Source organism: Mycobacterium sp. 20KCMC460, from assembly GCF_022179425.1.
Taxonomy (GTDB): Bacteria; Actinomycetota; Actinomycetes; order Mycobacteriales; family Mycobacteriaceae; genus Mycobacterium; species Mycobacterium kiyosense.
The window spans coordinates 286,554-301,921 of the sequence record NZ_AP025525.1 but is presented as its reverse complement, the minus strand read 5'-3'; the positions used below and the strand labels follow the sequence as shown (position 1 = coordinate 301,921).

10 protein-coding genes and 6 pseudogenes are annotated in these 15,368 nt (G+C 64.7%); 9 read left to right on the top strand and 7 right to left on the bottom strand.

Annotated features, from left to right (window positions below):
• The first annotated feature begins 12 nt into the window (after positions 1-12).
• Positions 13-1,306 (top strand): annotated as a pseudogene (locus tag MKCMC460_RS30540) (IS3 family transposase).
• 227 nt (positions 1,307-1,533) lie between these two features.
• Positions 1,534-1,794: an SHOCT domain-containing protein gene (locus MKCMC460_RS30535; protein ID WP_370653217.1), complete on the top strand. Its 261-nt coding sequence runs from the start codon at positions 1,534-1,536 to the stop codon at positions 1,792-1,794.
• 599 nt (positions 1,795-2,393) lie between these two features.
• Here MKCMC460_RS30535 and MKCMC460_RS30530 read toward each other — a convergent pair.
• Entirely contained in the window at positions 2,394-2,663 is a 270-nt protein-coding gene (locus tag MKCMC460_RS30530; protein ID WP_238306141.1) for an SHOCT domain-containing protein, read from the bottom strand.
• 336 nt (positions 2,664-2,999) lie between these two features.
• Here MKCMC460_RS30530 and MKCMC460_RS30525 point away from each other — a divergent pair, with 336 nt between their 5' ends.
• The 3 genes from MKCMC460_RS30525 (at position 3,000) to MKCMC460_RS30515 (ending at position 5,143) form a co-directional block, all read left to right on the top strand.
• Complete coding sequence (locus MKCMC460_RS30525) at positions 3,000-3,335, top strand: hypothetical protein (RefSeq protein WP_238306140.1); 336 nt, start codon at positions 3,000-3,002, stop codon at positions 3,333-3,335.
• A gap of 115 nt (positions 3,336-3,450) precedes the next feature.
• Complete coding sequence (locus MKCMC460_RS30520) at positions 3,451-3,756, top strand: metal-sensitive transcriptional regulator (RefSeq protein WP_370653222.1); 306 nt, start codon at positions 3,451-3,453, stop codon at positions 3,754-3,756.
• A gap of 125 nt (positions 3,757-3,881) precedes the next feature.
• Positions 3,882-5,143 (top strand): IS3 family transposase gene (locus MKCMC460_RS30515; RefSeq protein WP_238306139.1). Its coding sequence is split into 2 segments (ribosomal slippage): positions 3,882-4,170 and positions 4,170-5,143, totalling 1,263 coding nucleotides; the frame shifts between segments, so codons are not numbered across the junction.
• Positions 5,144-5,199: 56 nt separating this feature from the next.
• Here MKCMC460_RS30515 and MKCMC460_RS30510 read toward each other — a convergent pair.
• Positions 5,200-6,350: pseudogene (locus MKCMC460_RS30510) on the bottom strand (IS3 family transposase).
• 118 nt (positions 6,351-6,468) lie between these two features.
• Between MKCMC460_RS30510 and MKCMC460_RS30505 the strand changes: the two are divergent.
• Complete coding sequence (locus tag MKCMC460_RS30505) at positions 6,469-6,786, top strand: DUF1490 family protein (RefSeq protein WP_238306138.1); 318 nt, start codon at positions 6,469-6,471, stop codon at positions 6,784-6,786.
• Positions 6,787-6,841: 55 nt separating this feature from the next.
• Entirely contained in the window at positions 6,842-9,247 is a 2,406-nt protein-coding gene (locus tag MKCMC460_RS30500; RefSeq protein ID WP_238306270.1) for a copper-translocating P-type ATPase, read from the top strand.
• 822 nt (positions 9,248-10,069) lie between these two features.
• Here MKCMC460_RS30500 and MKCMC460_RS30495 read toward each other — a convergent pair.
• The 3 genes and pseudogenes from MKCMC460_RS30495 to MKCMC460_RS30485 all read right to left on the bottom strand — a co-directional run bounded on the left by MKCMC460_RS30495 (position 10,070) and on the right by MKCMC460_RS30485 (position 10,984).
• Positions 10,070-10,439: pseudogene (locus MKCMC460_RS30495) on the bottom strand (MerR family DNA-binding protein).
• 169 nt (positions 10,440-10,608) lie between these two features.
• Positions 10,609-10,683: pseudogene (locus MKCMC460_RS30490) on the bottom strand (isoprenylcysteine carboxylmethyltransferase family protein); the annotation flags it as partial.
• Complete coding sequence (locus MKCMC460_RS30485; protein ID WP_238306137.1) at positions 10,676-10,984, bottom strand: hypothetical protein; 309 nt, start codon at positions 10,982-10,984, stop codon at positions 10,676-10,678. The gene MKCMC460_RS30485 and the pseudogene MKCMC460_RS30490, both read right to left, overlap by 8 nt.
• A gap of 566 nt (positions 10,985-11,550) precedes the next feature.
• Here MKCMC460_RS30485 and MKCMC460_RS30480 point away from each other — a divergent pair.
• Positions 11,551-11,841, top strand: coding sequence for a universal stress protein (locus MKCMC460_RS30480; protein WP_238306136.1), 291 nt, complete (start codon positions 11,551-11,553; stop codon positions 11,839-11,841).
• Positions 11,842-12,020: 179 nt separating this feature from the next.
• Positions 12,021-14,455 (top strand): annotated as a pseudogene (locus tag MKCMC460_RS30475) (heavy metal translocating P-type ATPase).
• A gap of 273 nt (positions 14,456-14,728) precedes the next feature.
• Here MKCMC460_RS30475 and MKCMC460_RS30470 read toward each other — a convergent pair.
• Together MKCMC460_RS30470 and MKCMC460_RS30465 are read right to left on the bottom strand one after the other, a co-directional pair.
• Positions 14,729-14,862: pseudogene (locus MKCMC460_RS30470) on the bottom strand (hypothetical protein); the annotation flags it as partial.
• 52 nt (positions 14,863-14,914) lie between these two features.
• Positions 14,915-15,298, bottom strand: coding sequence for a hypothetical protein (locus MKCMC460_RS30465; protein WP_238306135.1), 384 nt, complete (start codon positions 15,296-15,298; stop codon positions 14,915-14,917).
• Positions 15,299-15,368: the final 70 nt, after the last annotated feature.

The following is a 15,368-nucleotide window of genomic DNA, read 5'->3' as shown; positions in this document are numbered from 1 at the left end:
AAGGTGCATGTCATGCCGAGCAAGTACGACCCGGAAACGCGGGCGAAGGCGGTTCGTCTGGTGCTGGATCATCGTGATGACTACTCGAGCGAGGGGGCGGCAATTACGGCCGTGTCCAAGCGGTTGGGGATGACGGCCGAGACGTTGCGTAGCTGGATCCGTCAGCACCAGGTCGACGAAGGTGAGCACGACGGGGTCTCCTCGGCGGCGGCTGCGGAAATCCGCGCGCTCAAACGCCGTAACGCCGAGCTTGAGCAAACCATCGAAATCCTCAAGGCGGCAACAACTTTCTTCGCGCGGGAGAGCGACCCGCGCAACCGCCGCTGACCGCATCGGTCTGCCAGCTCATCGCCGAGAACAGGGACCGCTTCGGGGTCGCTCCGATTTGCCGCGTGCTCACCGAGCACGGCGTGCCGATCGCCCCAAGAACCTTTCACGCCTGGGCGACACGAGCACCCTCAAAGCGGGCGCTGTGGGACGCCACCATCACCGAGATCCTGGCCGGTTACTACGAGCCCGACGAGAACGGCCGCCGCAAGCCGGAGTCGCTGTACGGGTCGTTGAAGATGTGGGCCCATCTGCAACGCGAAGGCATCCCAGTGGCCAAGTCCACCGTGGAACGGCTGATGCGCCGAAATGGCTGGCAGGGGGTACGGCGGAGCAAGACGGTCCGCACCACCGTCGCCGACCCGAATGCGGTGCGCCCGCCGGATCTGGTGGACCGCCAGTTCGGCGTGGGCGCCCCAACCTGCTGCTGGTGGCCGACTTCACCTACGTCAAGCTGATCACCGGGGTGTTTGTCTACGTCGCCTTCGTCATCGACGCCTATGCCGGGGCCATCGTGGGCTGGGAGGCCTCGGGCTCCAAGCACACCCGCTTCGTCGAATCCGCGATCCGCCAGGCCGCCGCGCTGCGTGCCCGGCAAGGCCATCGCATCGAGAACGGCATCCACCACAGCGACGCAGGAAGTCAATATACAAGCGTGAGATTCGGTGAGACGCTGACTCTTTCAGGATTGCGGCCCTCGGTCGGCAGTGTCGGCGACGCCTACGACAACGCGCTTGCCGAGACCACGATCGGGCTCTACAAGAACGAATGCATCCGGGCGGATTCGCCGTTTCGCCGCGGCCCGCTGAACGCCCTGGGCGATGTCGAGTACATCACCGCCGACTACGTTGCCTGGTACAACCAGCAGCGCCTCATGCACCGCCTCGGGCGTATCCCACCCACCGAAGCCGAAACCCGCTACTATTCCAAACTCGTGACCGGCCAACCGGGCGGCTCACAGAACCCCGAGGGTGCATGAAACTCGGGAGGGTTCACCGTGGCGCTCGATGTCGTGCGTGATTCGCCCTGGCCCCGGATTCAGGTGCGTCATGTTTCGAACGACGCCACCACATACCCAACCGGGGTAGGAACTAACGGCCTTAAAAAACGCACCCCGGCATCTGGTCAGCTTGCTAAGGGTGCTTGCAAGAGGGCGCGCTTGCTTTCCTTGCTGTTGCCTAGAAAGCGTCTCGGAAGGATACGGCGATGATGTACGACGGCGGGATGTGGGGGGACGGCCGGGGTTGGGGCGGCTGGGCGTCAATTGGCGTTGGGATGGTGTTGTTCTGGGTGGTCGTGATCACCGTCATCGTCTTTGCCGTCCGCTACCTGATGGGCTCGGGGGGCGCTAGCGGCGGCCCGGTACCAGCTGCCGCCGAGGGCGTGCTCGCCGGACGCTTCGCTCGTGGCGAGATATATGAAGACGAATACCGGCAGCGCATTGCGCTGCTGCACGAACGCCGCTAACCACTATGGCTAGGTTGACGCGGCGGGCAGCACTCGCCATGCTCGGTGCGCTCGGTGCGCTCGGTGCGCTCGGTGCGCTCGGTGCGCTCGGTGCGGGCAGTGTCTCGGTCTGCGGTATGGCCGTCACAGCATCGTCGAATCACCGTCGATGGCTGTCCGCTTGACCGACGGAGGCGGCTTTATGGGGTGCCGATCCGGTGGACATGAGCCGCTATACGGAGATGTTTCAGCGGCACAGCGAAATCAACCGCGTCATGGAACTCGTCCCTTATGTTCGGGACGTTATTCAGAGTGTGCCCGGGGTTTTCGCCGGGTGTCCCCTGTCCCCGGGGACCAGGCTTGGGGTCTGGGCTGGTCCAGCCCTGCGCGCGCAAGAACTGGAGGAAAACCCGGTTGCTCTGGCTTGCAGGGCTGTTCATCGTGAGTGGGGTTACCCTGGTGCACTGCAGCGAGTCGACACGATCGCATCCTGAGCGGCGCGCCAACATTAGTCGTCGCGTCAGGATAAGGCGGATCGTGAAAATCGAGGGGGTTCGTTGCCGTCGTGACTTATCGACGCTGTTTATAGAGCTTTGCGAAATCTGCCGTACCTGGTTACGTCACGGATGCGCGTGATCGCGCAACACAGCCAGTCGGTCGCGGTATTCGGTTTCGTTGATCTCACCGCGCGCGAACCGAGCGGCGAGCACCTGTTCCGGCGAGGTTGTCGAGGTTAGTTCGGGGGGGATTTGGCGGTTTTGGCGATCTCGCGTGACGTAGGCGATGAGGGCAACAATGCCGGCGATAATCAGCGCCCAGAACAACACCATGCCGATGCCCATTCCGGCCCACCCCCACCAGCCCATGTTGTGGTCGTACCAGAACATCATCGTGGTTAGCCTCCAATCGGGGCAGCCCGAAAGCTGCTTACTCCAGTCTCTCTCGCGACGACCTGGGCCGCAGGGGCCGTAGGACACAAGTTTCCATGACCTTCGACCCTCAATCTTGCGGCGGCCGCATGTCGGCCCGCGGTGGTATCAGGCGGGCCGTCCGGTGCGTTAGTTCGAGGCGGTAGCCCACGCTATTGGGGCGGAGGCGTGCGTCGGCTAGAGACCTATTGCCCATGAGAAGTGACATAAGTCCCTACCCCTAGGGGGTATCGTGGGCCATGCTAGACCAGATGTGCGGCGGCTTGCGCTGCGGTAGCGGAAAAGGTAAGTACCGTCATGACGGCATACGGACAGATCACGAGCGGCTACTGGCCCGCCGTGCTGATTGGTGTTGTGATGCTGCTCATCTACGTCGCGACCACGACCGCGGCGATCATGCGAAGATACCGGCTGCGTCGCAAAGAAACACTGCCAGAGCCAATCGCTCGGCTATCCGACCCATTGCCGTCGGACATGGGTGCGAGTCTCTGGCGGTGTCGGGCCCTGATCGCGGAGGCGCTCATCGTCCGACAGCGGCTGTCTGGGGAGATCGATGCTGAGACGTACCGGGCCCGCATGAACGACCTCGCGCGGCCGGCCATCCCGGGGCGCCGTCCACAGCGCAGCCCCTAATTGGTCCACGCTCCCGAGGAGTTCATGGTGTCCAGCGTTGACATTGCCGTCCTGTTAGTGGTCGAGAATAGTGTCATTACGCAGCAATTGGGCTGAGATCGAACCGATGACGAAGATGCTGGGAGGCCAGGTGGCAGCCACATACGGGTACGTAGCGCACAAGGACAGCTACGCCAAGCGGCTGCGCCTAATCGAGGGTCAGGTCCGCGGCATCGCGAAGATGATCGACGAGGACAAGTACTGCATCGACGTCCTGACCCAGATCAGTGCCGTCAGCAGTGCTTTGCGGTCAGTGGCCTTAAACCTGCTCGACGAGCACCTTGACCACTGCGTGAGCGACGCGGTCACCGAGGGCGGCGACGAGGCCCAGGTGAAGCTCGCCGAGGCCTCCGCCGCCATCGCACGACTCGTTCGCTCGTGATCGCTACCGCGTGATTGCGCCATTGCGGTTGGACGAGGGGGAGAACAGAGTCAGAGAAGCCACCGCCATCGTTGTGAATCGCCCCGGGATGTCCGGAGACTCCACTTCTTGGGAAGGTTGGAGTTATGCCAGGTGGTTCGACGAAGAGGTATCCGCCGGAGTTGCGCGAGCGGGCGGTGCGGATGGTCGCCGAGATCAGCGATCAGCACGATTCGGAGTGGGCGGCGATTGGTGAGGTCGCCCGGTTGCTGGGCATCGGTACGGTCGAATCCGTCCGCAGATGGGTCCGCCAATCTCAAATCGATGCAGGTCAGCGGGCGGGAACCACGACCGAAGAATCCGCCGAACTCAAGCGGCTGCGCCGGGAGAATGCGGAGTTACGCAGGGCCAATGCAATTTTGAAGACTGCATCGGCTTTCTTCGCGGCCGAACTCGACCGGCCAACGCACTAGTGGCCCAATTTATCGCCGATCATCAGGGCCACCGTGAGGGCCCAGATGGTTTGCGCTGGGGTGTCGAGTCGATCTGCACACAGCTCACCGGGCTCGGTGTGCCGATCGCCCCCTCTACCTTCTACGAACAGATGCGGTGCCAGCCCAGCCGCCGCCAGGTCCGCGACGCCGAACTCAAAGAGCACATCACCCGGGTACACGCTGACAACTATCACGTTTATGGTGCCCGCAAAGTGTGGCTGGCACTGCACCGCGAAGGCATTGACGTGGCCCGATGCACGGTGGAGCGGTTGATGGCCGACCTCGGCTTGACCGGTGCGGTGCGCGGCACGGCCAAGCGCACCACGATCGCCGATTCCACGACGGTGCGGGCGGCCGATCTCGTGCAGCGTCGCTTCGGACCGCCGGCTCCCAATCGGCTCTGGGTGGCTGACCTCACCTACGTGTCGACCTGGTCAGGATTCGCCTACGTCGCGTTTGTCACCGATGCCTACGCGCGACGCATTCTGGGTTGGCGGGTTGCTGCCACCATGGCCACCACCATGGTGCTCGACGCCATCGAACACGCCATATGGACCCGACAACAGGAAGGAGTCCTGAATCTCAAAGATGTTGTCCACCATACAGATAGAGGTTCTCAATATACCTCGATCCGATTCACCGAACGCCTCGCCGACGCCGGCATCCAACCCTCGGTCGGCGCGGTCGGCAGCTCCTATGACAACGCCCTAGCCGAGACCATCAACGGCCTGTACAAGACCGAACTGATCAAACCCGGTAAGCCCTGGCGCACCGTCGATGACGTCGAATTGGCCACCGCACGCTGGGTCGACTGGTTCAACTGCGACCGGATCTACGAATACTGCGGCGACGTCCCACCCGCTCAGCTTGAGGCCGCTTACTACGCTCAACACCAGAGGCCAGCCGCCGGCTGAATCCTCAAAACAGAAAGTGATGTACCCCGGGTTCGGCGGTGTCGTCATACTTGGTTTCAGGCCACGGGTTGGGCGGATTGGTGTAGCAGTTCGAACTCTATCGGAGTGCGCATCCCGAGGGCGGAATGGCGGCGTTGGCGGTTGTGGAAGATTTCCAGGTAGTCGAAGATGGCGTTGGCCAACTCGATGCGTGTCTTCCAGCGTTTGCGGTTGAGTAGCTCGGTTTGCATTCTGCCCCAGAATGATTCGATCATTGCGTTGTCATAGCAATCCCCGATCGAGCCCATCGAGGGCACCAGCCCCGAGCGCTTGGCTCGATCAGTGAATGCCCAAGAGGTGAATTGCACGCCGTGGTCGGAGTGGATGACGCCACCGCCCTGCGGATCACGGTTTGCGATGGCCATGCTCAGCGCGTTGGTGACCAGCGCTGCGGTCTGGCTGGAATCGATCGACCACCCGACGACCCGGCGGGAGAAGGTGTCAAGAACCACCGCGCAGTACACCTTGCCTTCGTAGGTGCGATGTTCGGTGATGTCGGTGACCCACAACCGATTTGGCGCTTCACGTGTGAACATTCGCTCGACCAGATCAGCGGCTGTCGGTGTCTCGTGACGCGGCCGAGGACGGCGGTTACCCGGCAGCCCCTTGATCGCTGCCCGCGCCATCAACAACTCGACCTGGTTGTGGCCGACCTGCAGTCCGAGCCCGAGGGTCAGTTCAGCGTGGACCCTGCGGGCGCCGTAGGTGCCCCGTGAGGCGCTGTGCACGGCGCGGATCTGTTCGGTCAGCCACGCATGACGAACAGCCCGCGCTGACGGCGGTCGTGAGCGCCACTCGTAATAGCCCGATTCGGCCACCGACAACAGTCGGCAGGCTAGCTGCACGGGCAGTCCTTCCGCGGCCATCGTGGCTATGGCCGCGTACCGCCTTTTGGGTCGTCCGGCTCCCGCAGCAGCTCACGAGCCCTTTTCAGGATGACTACCTCGTTCTCCAGTTCGCGGATGCGCTTGTTGGCCGCAGTCAGCTCGGCTTGTTCGGCGCGGTTCAAACCGGGTAGTTGCCCGGTGTCGATCAGTTCTTGTTTGCGCCAGCCGTAAATCGTCTGGTCACTGATGCCCAGATCGGCAGCGATCTGGGCCACGGGGCGGCCAGCGGCCACCAGATCGAGCACCTTACGGCGGAACTCCTCGGGATAACGCTTGGGCACGGACACGGCTCCTTCATCGGATGTCGTGACCAAAAGTCAAGCAAACTGACTCCATGCAACCCGGGGCACATCAAAGTCTCCGGACTCACCGGGGCGATTCATTGGGCGGGGCAACGATATGAAGGAAGTGTTCGAGATGGTTGTGTGGCAGGGATTCTTAGTCAAGGCAGCGCCCACGGTGGTGACCGGCGTGGTGGGGGTTGCGGCGTATGGGGCGCTCCGCAAGGCGGTGGCGAAGGTTCCGCTGCGCGAGGCAACCGTCACCATGACCGCTTGGGGGCTGCGCGCTGTCCGCGAAGCCGAGCGCAAGGCCGAAGAGGGCGCCGAGCATGCTCGACTGACGGTCGCTGACGTGATGGCCGAGGCAAGGGAGCGCGTCGGGGAGGAAGTTCCACCGCTACGGGTAGTGGACTCGGGCCATGACTGTGACCACTGACACTCTCCCTGACGCCGACGTCACGCTGAAAGTTATATCCAACGCGGCGGGACGGATGCGTGTGCACGCCAACGGATTTCGTGTCGATGCGGTTCGAGCTGTCGCGATCGAGGAGACGGTCGGCAAGGTGACAGGCGTGCACGCCGTGCACGCCTATCCGCGAACGGCATCGGTGGTGATCTGGTATTCGCCTGAAAGCTGCGACACCGCTGCCGTGCTGTCGGCGATCGCCGACGCGGAGTACATCCCTGCAGAATTGGTACCCGCGCGTGCCCCGCACTCGGTTGATGTGCGCAATACCGGTGTGTTGCGGAATGCCATCGGTGGGACCGCGGTGGCGCTGTTTGGTCTGTGCCGTCGTGTACTAGGCCGCCCAACCGATGTCGACATACTGCGCGGGACAGGCGATGGCAGGAGCTGTCATCAGGGGCCGGTCGCCGCGTGCCATTCGTCGTCGGGTGAGGACAGTGCTCGCGAGCGGCGGAAGTGGTTGCGGCGGGTCTGGCTGACCTGGCCGTTGGCGCTGCTGGCGTCCGCCTCGACGATGTTTTTCGGCGCTTACCCGTGGGCGGGGTGGTTGGCTTTCGCCGCGACGGTGCCGGTGCAATTCGTCGCCGGGTGGCCGATTCTCAAGGCGGCGGTGCAGCAGGCGCGGGCGTTGAACGCGAACATGGACACGCTGATCGCGCTCGGCACATTGACCGCGTTTATCTACTCCACGTATAAGTTGTTCGCCGGTGGGCCGCTGTTCTTCGACACCGCGGCGTTGATTATCGCGTTCGTGGTGCTGGGCCGTTATTTCGAGGCCAGAGCCACGGGCAAGGCGTCGGAGGCGATCAGCAAGCTGCTGGAGATGGGCGCCAAGGAAGCCCGGCTGCTGGTGGACGGCGAGGAGCGCAGCGTGCCGGTTGATCAGGTCCGAGTCGGAGACCTGGTGCGGGTACGGCCTGGGGAGAAGATCCCGGTCGACGGTGAGGTCACCGACGGGCGCGCCGCTGTCGATGAGTCGATGCTCACTGGTGAGTCCGTCCCGGTCGAGAAGAGAGTCGGCGACCATGTTGCCGGGGCAACAGTCAACATCGACGGGCTGCTGACCGTGCGCGCCACCGCCGTCGGGGCCGACACCGCACTGGCGCAGATTGTGCGCCTGGTCGAACAGGCACAGGGCGGCAAGCCCCCAGTGCAACGGCTGGCCGACCGGGTCTCGGCGGTGTTCGTGCCGGTCGTCGTCGGTGTTGCCGCCGCGACCTTTGTCGGGTGGACGCTGATCGCCGCCGACCCGGTGGGCGGCATGACCGCCGCGGTCGCGGTGCTGATCATCGCGTGCCCTTGTGCCCTGGGGCTGGCCACCCCAACGGCTATCACGGTCGGCACCGGCCGGGGCGCGGAGATGGGGATTCTGGTCAAGGGCGGGGAAGTGCTGGAAGCGTCGAAGAAGATCGATACCGTGGTGTTCGACAAGACCGGTACCCTCACGCGCGCTCAGATGCGGCTCACCGATGTGATTGCCGGCAAGCGGCGGCAACCTGATCTGGTGCTGCGGATCGCCGCCGCGGTCGAGTCGGGCTCCGAACACCCGATCGGCGTGGCGATCGTTGCGGGTGCGCGCGAGCGGGAGTTGGAAATTCCGGCCGCAACTGCGTTTGCCAACCTCGCCGGGCACGGGGTGCGGGCCGAGATCGACGGCCGGACCGTGCTGGTCGGGCGGCGCAAGCTCGTCGACGAGCAAGGATTGCTGCTGCCCAACCACCTCGCTGCGTCGGCCGCGGAGCTGGAAGAACAGGGCCGCACAGCGGTGTTCGTCGGCCGCGACGACCAGGTCGTGGGTGTGCTCGCGGTAGCTGACACCGTCAAAGGCGACGCCGCCGACGTGGTCCGTCAGCTGCACGCCATGGGGCTGCAGGTCGTTATGATCACCGGCGACAACGCCCGTACGGCTGCCGCGATCGCCAAGCAGGTCGGCATCGACAAAGTGCTGGCCGAGGTGTTGCCGCAGGACAAGGTCACCGAGATTGCGCGGCTGCAGGACGAGGGCCAGGTCGTCGCGATGGTTGGCGACGGCGTCAACGACGCCCCCGCCCTTGTGCAGGCCGACCTGGGCATTGCGATCGGTACCGGTACCGACGTGGCCATCGAAGCCTCCGACATCACGCTGATGTCTGACCAGCTCGACCGTGTCGTGTTGGCGATCCAGCTCTCCAGGCAGACCCTGCGCACGATCTACCAAAACCTCGGCTGGGCCTTCGGCTACAACACCGCAGCCATCCCCCTGGCCGCAGTCGGCATGCTCAACCCGATCGTTGCGGGCGCGGCGATGGGGTTCTCCTCGGTCAGCGTGGTGACCAACTCGCTGCGGCTACGCCGCTTCGGCCGCGACGCCCGCCAGGGGCCCGCACCGCAGACTGTCGTGATCCCGTCAGTTGCCGCCATCCGCAGCGGTGCAAAGCCATTGACGCGGTAGTTTGACTGCGCAGAATAGTCGGGTAATCGAGAAAGCGAAGACGCAGGCCACCGCATCTTTGTGCCCGCCTACAACTACGACCACGTCGGTCTTCAGCATACGACGCTGGGCTACATAACTACCCATCAAACTTCACGGGTGGCCCGGCCCGACGGCACCAAGGTCGCTCTTTTGGATTGCCGTGGAAAGTCGGTAGATCCGGACCGGAAGCGTGAGCTGCCCAACGTAAGTGGGGCGGATCCAAGCGATGAACGCGCTGGCCATTCCGATGCACCGAGGTGGTCATCCGCGAAGCGCGTCCGGGCCAGCACTTCGGCGCACACCACGACTCCTTGCAGAAGACCGCCGCCGCGCGGGTCGTCGCCATCAATGGCATCGGGCTATACCGGAGGCACGCATGACCCAACCACCCTTAGCCGCAAGCGAATCCACCGCCACAGCTACTGATGGCAGTGCTCGGCCCCGCCGCCTCAATCAAGTCGAGGCGGCGTGGGCCTCGTCGCTGGTGTTGTCTTCATCGTCCCCGTCATGCCAGGTTTTCCCGGGCGCGCGCTCCAACCGACCGCAGACGATGCGTTTCAGATGGACAGGCCCGGCGAGAGTATCGGTTCCGATGGCGGTACGGGCCTCCGGGGCCCGGTCAACCGTCGTCGACATCGGCTCCGACAACCCGAGCGAGCGCGCCGTGACCTTAGCCGAATACCAAGGACACCAGAGGCTTTCATTGTTCACCTAGCGCCGTCTGGCGCTGGCCTACGTGCCGAAATAGTAGCCTCTCGGGGAGGAACTGCTCGCGCAGTGCCCTCCCCTACGCCGCCGGCCTTATACGCGGAAGTCGGTGAGTTCGCCGTTGGCGGGTGGATCCAAGTCGTATTCCAGAATCCAGCACACCGCGGGATGGTCGAGTTCAGTGGGTGATCCGTGTGACGCGCGGTCGAGAAGGGTCTGCAAGTGGCCTTCGAGAGCGACGAGTTCGGCGACCTGCGCGCGGACTTGGTCGAGACGGGTGTTCAGGACCTGTCGGACATGTCCGCACGGCACCTCTCCCCGGTCGTGGATCGTCAGGATTTGGCGCACCTTCTGCAAGGTCAGCCCCGCCGCTTGGCCTCGATGGATGAACTGCAGCCGACCCACGATCTCGGGCCCGTAATCGCGATACCCCGGACGCACTGCGCGCAGGTGGCGGTAACAGGCCCGAGTCCTAGAAGCGGATGGTCTTGGTGCTGGTGTTGGTGAGTTTCGCCAGCTCGCCGATCTGCAAGTGCCTCTCCTTTGACCTTCCAGCTCACTGGATGGATAACACTGGGGTGCTGTCAGCCGCTCATGATCCGCCAGTCCCGCTTGGTCCGCGGGTGAAATTAACTCAGTCCGAACGCAACGAACAACATGGTGTTCAGAATCACCAACGGCCACAACCCCGATGCCGCGTCAGCCATCGCTTTGCCCTTGTTCGCGATCGGTCCGTGCGTCGTGCCACGGCTGGCCTGGTGTGGGGCGATGCACGTGCTGAACGTCGGCCTGGTGGCTGGAATCCTCGTGGCTGGAGTCCTCGTGCCTGGAGCCGTGACCGTGACCGCCCTTAACGCCCATAACGCCCATCATGAACATCATCATCACTGGGCATGCGACCACGACCAGCGCGATCAGCAGCGTCGCAGCCGGGACCCCCGCCAACACCAGGCCGACGATCAGAATAGCCAACGCGATCGCATACCACGGAAAGTATTGACGTTTCATGCCATTTCCTCCTGTTGGACAACCTTCGTCATCAGGTTTCGCTCATCCGCCAACGATGCCAAGGGGACAACCTCCCTGGGATGTGGGACCAAAGACACCTTGCCCATCAACCCAAGTCCCCTACCCGGCAGGGGTATCCGAAGAGAATATCGACGATTGCGACGATATCGACGCGGCGCATCGGAGGTGATCGGAATGGCAATCGGTTACGGCGTGGTCAGCAGCGGCGTGGGCCCTATGACCATTTGGCCGGTGACCAATGCCTCCCGACCGACGACAGCCGGACTCCTAACGTCATCGGCGCGGCGGTCACCCGCGTGTACAAGGGGAACTCTGTCAGCCGCCCTGCGACTCAATCACCTATGACAGGAGACCGAAATATCCGCTCTCATAACATATCCGGGAATTCTCGTGGGCGTCGACGGATCACCTGCCTCGGATGTGGCGGTCTGCTGGGCCGCCCGCGACGCGGCGATGCGCAATGTTGCACGTGCTCACCGCGCCGATGATGATATCGCCACCGGTCCCCATGCCTGGCATCAGCCGCCCTGCATGGGTGGAGTGACGTGGGTGCATTCGAGATACGCGATGTCGACTTCTCGCCGATCAAAACTGAGGGAGACGAGATCCTGGCTCAGGGGCTGGCAGGGTGGCATGAACGCTACCCCGACGTCGCGGTGCGTCAAATCGTCGTGTGGGATCAGCCCGCACGTGAGCTTGTCGAGCGGTCCGAGGCCACCCAACTCGTCGTCGGCAGTCACGGCCGCGGCGGATTCGCAGGGATGCTGCTCGGCTCTGTAAGCGCAGCCATGGTGCAGGCGGCCCGAATACCTGTGAACATCGCGCGTCAACGGTAAATGCTGGCCGTGTGAGGGCAGCCGTGCTCAGCACCGCAGCATGGTGCCGTCGCCGGGAGCGTCTTCTAGCCTGGAGGCACCCGGCCTGGTGGGGGTGGGTCCGCGCACTCGTTCCGATAGATAGCAGTGATGGTAGGGGGCGCCGGATTCGGTGTCGCCGCAACGAAAGGCTATAGCCAATGAAGCGCACCACCGTTTTGGAAGTGGGTGGACTGAACTGGGCGAGCTCGTCGGCAGCCGTTGAGGCCACTCTGGTGCGTCGCCCGGGGGTCATCTCCGTTGAGGCGAACGCCGTGAACCAGACCGCCACCGTCACCTACGATCCCGACCGGACATCGGTGGTCGAGCTGTCGAAGTGGGTGCGCGACTGCGGATATCACTGCGCCGGGCGTTCGGTGCCTGAGCATGTATGCGACCCGATGTCTGAGCCGCCCGTTTCACATGACGAGGCCGCACACGCCCCTGCCCGGCCGCTCGCCGCACCCGCTGAGCCTGCTGCCCGCGAGATGCACGCGCAGCACGAGGCGCCTGCGGGGCGGTCGCCGCAGGACATGATGGGCCACGGCGGCGCGCATGGGATGTCGATGGACGACATGGTCCGCGATATGCGCAACCGGTTCCTGGTGGCGATGGTGTTGTCGGTCCCGATCATGTTGTGGTCCCCGATGGGTCGCGACATGTTCGGGTTCTCGGTGCCGGCGCCCTTCGGGTTGCGCGACGACGTGTTCACGCTGTTGTTGAGCCTGCCGGTGGTGTTCTACTCGGCGTGGATTTTCTTCGACGGCGCCTGGCGGGCGCTGCGGGCACGCACGTTGGACATGATGGTGCTGGTGGCGGTGGCGGTGGCGGCGGGCTGGCTCTACAGCGTCGGGGTCACCCTGACTGGCGGCGGTGACGTCTTCTATGAGGCCGCCTCGGTGTTGACGACATTTGTGCTGCTGGGGCACTGGTTTGAGATGCGCGCGCGGGGGGGGGCGCGAACGACGCCATCCGCACGCTGCTGGAGCTGGCACCGCCGATGGCCGTGGTGTTGCGCGACGGCGAGCCCGTGGAAGTCCCCACCGCTGAGGTGGCCGTTGGCGATCTTGTGCTGATTCGCCCGGGCGCGAAGATTCCCGTCGACGGGACTGTCGAGGACGGTCATTCCGAGGTCGACGAGTCGATGGTCACCGGAGAAAGCCTGCCGGTGACCAAGGATCCGGGCTCCACGGTGATCGGCGCGTCGATCAACACCACCGGGACGCTGCGGGTGCGCGCGACCAAGGTGGGCTCCGACACCGTGTTGGCCCAGATCGTGGAGATGGTCCAGGAGGCCCAGAATTCCAAGGCACCGGGCCAGCGGCTGGCCGACCGCGCCGCGTTCTGGTTGGTGCTCGTTGCGCTTGTCGGCGGCACCGCCACGTTTCTGGTCTGGTGGGCGGTCGGTGCCGGCGTGCAGACGGCGCTGCTATTTGCGATCACGGTCGTGGTGATCACCTGCCCCGATGCGTTGGGTTTGGCCACCCCGACGGCGATCATGGTGGGAACGGGCCTGGGCGCCAAACGCGGCGTGCTGTTCAAGAACGCCACCGCGCTGGAAACCACCGCCCGCGTCGACACCGTTGTGATGGACAAGACCGGCACGTTGACCAAGGGACAGCCCGAGGTCACCGATGTGGTGGCTGAGGGCATCGACGAGGACGAGCTGCTGGGGTTGCTCGCCGCGGTTGAAACCGAATCCGAACATCCGCTGGCCGCTGCGATCGTGCGCTATGCCGCCGACCGTGGCGTTACGCCTTTGCCGCTCAACAGGTTTCGTGCCGTGCCCGGGCACGGCGCCACCGCGCAGGTGCAGGGCCGGCGGGTGGCGGTCGGTAATCGCAAGTTGATGATCGCAGAGAACGTCGACTTCGGCGCGCTGATGCAGCGGCGCGACGAACTGGCGTCCAGCGGGCGCACGGCGGTGCTGGTTGCTGTGGACGGGCGCGGGGTCGGGGTCATCGCGCTGGCCGACGCGGCTCGGGAAACCTCCGCCGATGCGGTCGCCGCGCTGCACGAGCTGGGCGTGGAGGTGGTGATGCTTAGCGGCGACAACGAGGCCACCGCCAAGCGCATCGCCGCGCAGCTGGGCATCGACACCGTCATCGCCGAGGTATTGCCCGGCGACAAGGCCGCCGAGATCGCCGCGCTGCAGCGTGGCGGCAAGAAGGTCGCGATGGTGGGCGACGGCGTCAACGACGCACCGGCGTTGGCGCAGGCCGACCTGGGTATTGCTATCGGGGCGGGTACCGACGTCGCGATTGAAACCGCGGATCTGGTGCTGATGCGTTCGGATCCGCTCGATGTGCCCACCGCGCTGCGGATTGGGCGCGGCACCCTGCGCAAGATGCGACAGAACCTGGGTTGGGCGGTCGGCTACAACGTGATCGCATTACCGATCGCCGCCGGCGTCTTCGAGCCGTGGCTGGGTTTGGTGTTGCGCCCAGAGATCGCCGCCCTGTCGATGTCGGGTTCCAGCCTCATCGTCGCGGTCAACGCCCTAATGCTCAAACGACTTTCGCTGCCCGCCCCGCGGGAACCGCACCCCGCCGCGCCACGGCCGTTGCCCGAATCAACACCGACGGGCTCACCGTGATCGCTTAAGCGCTCATGCGGATTAGCACAACGACGAGCAGGAGCCTACATGGGAACCGCGGACGAATCCGCCTCCGCGCCAAGTGCATCGATGGCGCACGAAGGCGGCCCGCTTGGGCGTGCAGCGGCACGCGGAGAATTGGTGGCGGGTGGGTCATCGGCAGGAATGGGACCATAGAGGCATCCGCCGGTCGCGGCCGCACGCGCTAGTGGCGGGTTCGCCTAAACGTTCCCCCTGCGAGCACATTCAACCAGGGGCAAAGCCCGGTCCGCCGGATGACAGTGCGGACTGCTCGGTCTGACCGACATGTGGCGCATCAGCGCTGCCTTCGCGGCAAACGCCGACTGCGCAGCCACCAATTGCGGAATACAGCCAATTGCCCGCACACGGGCGTCCGGCCGACTCATAGTGATTGCTTTTCAAATTCAGGCGCTGGTCATGGCGATACGCGTAGCTGTGTCAGCTGCGCTCTCCAGCTTCTCGGGCCTCGCCGGCGCGGCCTGGGTCCCAGGTGCCCGGCAGCATCGGTATCCGCGGGCCGCCGCCGAACTCATCTTCGGCCAGCACGGTCTCCCCTGCCGCCTGCGGTGCGCCGTCCTTGCGGACCGTCCCGGCAAACCCCAACGGTCCGGCATCTTGATCGGAACCCACCGTGGAGGCGACGGGCTCCTCACCCGGCGGCGCGCCCCAGTCTGGGTCGATGTCGGTATCCATAAACTCGTCGCCGTAGCCGCGCCGCGCGCCTGCGTCGCCGCGCCCGGGCCTGCTCCCGCGCTGCGGCCGCGGCCGGCGCCGCGCTGTCAGCCAGACGGCTTCGGGATCGGGTTTGACGAGCGGGCTCACTTCGGGTCTGGGTTGGGGGCTCGGTCCGGGCGCGCTCGGGTCAACGGGCTCAGCGGGATTCGGCGCAGCG

Coding starts and splice junctions, on each gene's coding strand:
- MKCMC460_RS30535 (WP_370653217.1), top strand. CDS start 1,534: ATGATGTACGACGGCGGGATGTGGGGGGACGGCCGGGGTTGGGGCGGC.
- MKCMC460_RS30500 (WP_238306270.1), top strand. CDS start 6,842: ATGCGTGTGCACGCCAACGGATTTCGTGTCGATGCGGTTCGAGCTGTC.
- MKCMC460_RS30530 (WP_238306141.1), bottom strand. CDS start 2,663: ATGATGTTCTGGTACGACCACAACATGGGCTGGTGGGGGTGGGCCGGA.
- MKCMC460_RS30485 (WP_238306137.1), bottom strand. CDS start 10,984: ATGAAACGTCAATACTTTCCGTGGTATGCGATCGCGTTGGCTATTCTG.
- MKCMC460_RS30525 (WP_238306140.1), top strand. CDS start 3,000: ATGACGGCATACGGACAGATCACGAGCGGCTACTGGCCCGCCGTGCTG.
- MKCMC460_RS30520 (WP_370653222.1), top strand. CDS start 3,451: ATGCTGGGAGGCCAGGTGGCAGCCACATACGGGTACGTAGCGCACAAG.
- MKCMC460_RS30505 (WP_238306138.1), top strand. CDS start 6,469: ATGAAGGAAGTGTTCGAGATGGTTGTGTGGCAGGGATTCTTAGTCAAG.